Annotated in this window: 5 protein-coding genes; all 5 read left to right on the top strand. The window is 69.9% G+C overall.

Going from position 1 to position 3,597, the window contains the following annotated elements:
• Positions 1-281 precede the first annotated feature (281 nt).
• A complete protein-coding gene (paaA, locus tag E2651_RS42090) occupies positions 282-1,280 on the top strand; it encodes a 1,2-phenylacetyl-CoA epoxidase subunit PaaA (protein WP_135336542.1) in 999 nt (332 codons plus the stop codon).
• Complete coding sequence (paaB, locus tag E2651_RS42085) at positions 1,277-1,567, top strand: 1,2-phenylacetyl-CoA epoxidase subunit PaaB (protein WP_135336541.1); 291 nt, start codon at positions 1,277-1,279, stop codon at positions 1,565-1,567. The genes paaA and paaB overlap by 4 nt, the downstream gene beginning before the upstream one ends.
• On the top strand, positions 1,564-2,304 hold the full coding sequence (gene paaC / locus E2651_RS42080; RefSeq protein ID WP_135336540.1) for a 1,2-phenylacetyl-CoA epoxidase subunit PaaC: 741 nt from the start codon (positions 1,564-1,566) through the stop codon (positions 2,302-2,304). Before paaB ends, paaC begins: the two co-directional genes overlap by 4 nt.
• Complete coding sequence (gene paaD / locus E2651_RS42075) at positions 2,298-2,831, top strand: 1,2-phenylacetyl-CoA epoxidase subunit PaaD (RefSeq protein WP_245239544.1); 534 nt, start codon at positions 2,298-2,300, stop codon at positions 2,829-2,831. The genes paaC and paaD overlap by 7 nt, the downstream gene beginning before the upstream one ends.
• Positions 2,831-3,597, top strand: a 767-nt coding sequence (locus tag E2651_RS42070; protein ID WP_135336539.1) for an FAD-binding oxidoreductase, incomplete at its 3' end; no start/stop codon positions are given. The genes paaD and E2651_RS42070, both read left to right, overlap by 1 nt.

The raw sequence follows: 3,597 nt of genomic DNA, 5'->3' as shown, positions 1-3,597 counted from the left end.
CAGCCGGTGGGTGGTGGGGTCGACGGCTCGCTCGCGCTGCTGTCGTTCGCGTCCATTTGGCCCCGATTCCCGATCCCGCACCGTGATGCGCCCGCTGGTCCGCCCGTCACACGGCTCACTACCGCCCGCTCCGCACCGGAACGGTACTCAGGCCTGCCCGCCAGGCACAGCGTCCGTGAAGTTATCCACAGGGTTGACACCTTATGGCGCTGAGCCGCACCATTGAATTCAACGAACCGAACGATCGGTCGGTAGCTAGCTAAAGGTCGAGGGGGACCGCGATGGCGACAGCAGCCGAGCACCAGACGGCCCGGTCCGCACCGGGCGGGACCGGGGCCGACGCCGCGAGCACAGCGGCGTACGAGTCCGCGTTCGACGCCGCGGTCGCGGCAGACGAGCGGATCGAGCCCCGCGACTGGATGCCGGACGCCTATCGCGCGTCCCTGGTCAGGCAGATGGCGCAGCACGCGCACTCCGAGATCATCGGCATGCAGCCGGAGGCCAACTGGATCACGCGCGCCCCGTCCCTGCGGCGCAAGGCGATCCTGATGGCCAAGGTGCAGGACGAGGCCGGACACGGCCTGTATCTGTACAGCGCGGCCGAAACGCTCGGCACGGGCCGCGACGAACTGCTCGACAAGCTGCACTCGGGCCGCCAGAAGTACTCGTCGATCTTCAACTACCCGACCCTGACCTGGGCCGACGTGGGCGCGATCGGCTGGCTGGTGGACGGCGCCGCGATCACCAACCAGGTCCCCCTGTGCCGCTGTTCGTACGGGCCCTATGCCCGCGCGATGGTGCGCATCTGCAAGGAAGAGTCGTTCCACCAGCGTCAGGGGTACGAATCGCTGCTCGCCCTCAGCCGAGGCACCGAGGCCCAGCACGCGATGGCCCAGGACGCGGTGAACCGCTGGTGGTGGCCGTCCCTGATGATGTTCGGCCCGCCCGACGACGAGTCGTCGCACTCGGAGCAGTCGATGACCTGGAAGATCAAGCGCCACTCGAACGACGAGCTGCGTCAGCGCTTCGTGGACATCTGCGTCCCCCAGGCCGAGTCCCTCGGACTCACCCTCCCCGACCCGGACCTGTCCTGGAACGAGGAGCGCGGGCACCACGACTTCGGCGCGATCGACTGGACGGAGTTCTGGGCGGTCCTCAAGGGCAACGGCCCCTGTAACGAACAGCGGATCACCCAGCGCAAGAGCGCTCACGACGAGGGCGCGTGGGTGCGTGAGGCAGCGGCGGCGTTCGCCGCCAAGCACGGGGAGGCGAAGGCATGAGCAGCTCGACCGACTGGCCGCTGTGGGAGGTGTTCGTGCGCTCCCGCCGCGGGCTCTCGCACACCCACGCGGGCAGCCTGCACGCGCCGGACGCGGAGATGGCCCTGCGCAACGCCCGCGATCTGTACACGCGCCGCAGCGAAGGCGTCTCGATCTGGGTCGTCCCCTCCACGGAGATAACGGCCTCCTCGCCCGACGAGAAGGACTCGTTCTTCGAGCCGGCGGGCGACAAGCCCTATCGCCACCCGACCTTCTACGACATCCCGGAGGGGGTGAAGCACCTGTGACCGCGCCCGTTTCCACGACCGCCACCGCCACGGCCATCGCCCTGGGCGACGACGCGCTGGTGCTCTCGCACCGCCTCGGGGAATGGGCGGGCCACGCGCCCGTCCTCGAGGAAGAGGTCGCTCTGGCGAACATCGCCCTCGACCTGCTCGGCCAGGCCCGCATCCTGCTCTCGATGGCCGGCGACGAGGACGAGCTGGCGTACCTGCGCGAGGAGCGCGCCTTCCGCAACCTCCAGCTGGCCGAGCAGCCGAACGGCGACTTCGCCCACACCATCGCCCGCCAGCTCTACTTCTCCACGTACCAATCCCTGCTGTACGGGCAGTTGACGGCAGAGGACGGCGCGTTCGCACCGCTGGCGGCCAAGGCCGTCAAGGAGGTGGCCTACCACCAGGACCACGCCGAGCAGTGGACGCTGCGGCTCGGCGACGGGACGGCCGAGAGCCATGAGCGGATGCAGCGCGGAATCGACGCGCTGTGGCGGTTCACCGGGGAGATGTTCCAGCCGGTGGAGGGCCTCGGCGAATCCGACGGCGTCAACTGGGAAGCGCTGCACACCAGTTGGACGGAATCGGTGACCTCGGTCATCGAGAAGGCGACACTGACCGTGCCCTCCGGTCCCCAGGAGGGGGCCTGGGCGGCGGGCGCCGGCCGCCAGGGTCTGCACACCGAGTCCTTCGGGCGGATGCTCGCCGAGATGCAGCACCTGCACCGCAGCCACCCGGGGGCGTCATGGTGACCACGCCGACCGCACCGGAGATGCCCACCGCCCTGGAGGAGGAGCTCCTGGCCCTCGCCGGCTCGGTGCCCGACCCGGAGCTGCCCGTGCTCTCCCTGGCCGAGCTCGGCGTGCTCCGCGGCGTCCATGTCCGCGCACCGGGCAAGGTCGACGTCGAGCTGACCCCTACCTACACCGGCTGCCCGGCCATAGAGACCATGACGGCCGACATCGAGCAGGTCCTTCACGAGCGCGGGATGGCCGAGGTTTCGGTCCGCACGGTGCTCTCTCCCGCCTGGTCGACGGACGACATCAGCGCCGAAGGCCGCCGCAAGCTGGCGGAGTTCGGCATCGCACCCCCGCGCCCGCACAGCACCGGCGGGCCCGGCACCTCCGGCGGACCGGTCCCCCTCACCCTCTCGGTCCGCTGCCCGCACTGCGGCTCGACCGACACCGAACTGCTCAGCCGCTTCTCGTCGACGGCCTGCAAGGCACTGCGCCGGTGCGTCTCCTGCCGTGAACCGTTCGACCACTTCAAGGAGTTGTGATGGCGCGCTTCCACCAGCTCCGGGTAACGGCGGTCGACCAGCTCACCGACGACTCCGTGGCACTGACCTTCGACGTGCCTGCGGCCCTGCGCGAGGAGTACCGCTACGAAGCGGGTCAGCACCTGGCCGTGCGCCGCTTCGTCGACGGCACCGAAATCCGGCGCACGTACTCGATCTGCGCACCGGCGCCGGGCCCCGAAGTCCCCGAGGAGCCCCGCACTCTGCGCGTCGGGGTCCGGCTCGTCGAGGGCGGTGCTTTCTCGACGTACGCCATGAAGGAAGTCGTCGTCGGCGACGAGCTGGAGGTGATGACCCCGGCCGGCCGCTTCACCCTGGAACCGGCACCCGGGCGGTACGCGGCGGTGGTGGGCGGCAGCGGCATCACACCGGTGCTCTCCATCGTGACGACGCTTCTCTCGCGCGAGCCGGACGCCACGTTCTGTCTCATACGGAGCGACCGCACGGCGGCGTCGACGATGTTCCTCGAAGAGGTCGCCGACCTCAAGGACCGCTGGCCGGACCGGTTCCAGCTGGTGACGGTGCTCTCCCGGGAGGAGCAGCAGTCGGGGCTCGACTCCGGCCGGCTCGACGAGGAGCGGCTCGGCAGCCTGTTGCCGGCGCTGCTGCGCGTCGAGGAGATCGTGGGCTGGTTCCTCTGCGGTCCGTTCGGCCTGGTGCAGGGTGCGGAGAGAACTCTCCGCGGCCTCGGTGTGGCACGGCAGCGCATCCACGAGGAGATATTCCACGTGGACGACGGCCTCGCGAC

This window comes from Streptomyces sp. MZ04 (assembly GCF_004684775.1).
Lineage (GTDB): Bacteria > Actinomycetota > Actinomycetes > Streptomycetales > Streptomycetaceae > Streptomyces.
This window is presented reverse-complemented; position numbering and strand designations above follow the sequence as displayed.

Excerpts from the sequence above, each read along its gene's own strand:
- paaB (WP_135336541.1), top strand. The coding sequence starts at position 1,277 with ATGAGCAGCTCGACCGACTGGCCGCTGTGGGAGGTGTTCGTGCGCTCC.
- paaA (WP_135336542.1), top strand. The coding sequence starts at position 282 with ATGGCGACAGCAGCCGAGCACCAGACGGCCCGGTCCGCACCGGGCGGG.
- paaD (WP_245239544.1), top strand. The coding sequence starts at position 2,298 with ATGGTGACCACGCCGACCGCACCGGAGATGCCCACCGCCCTGGAGGAG.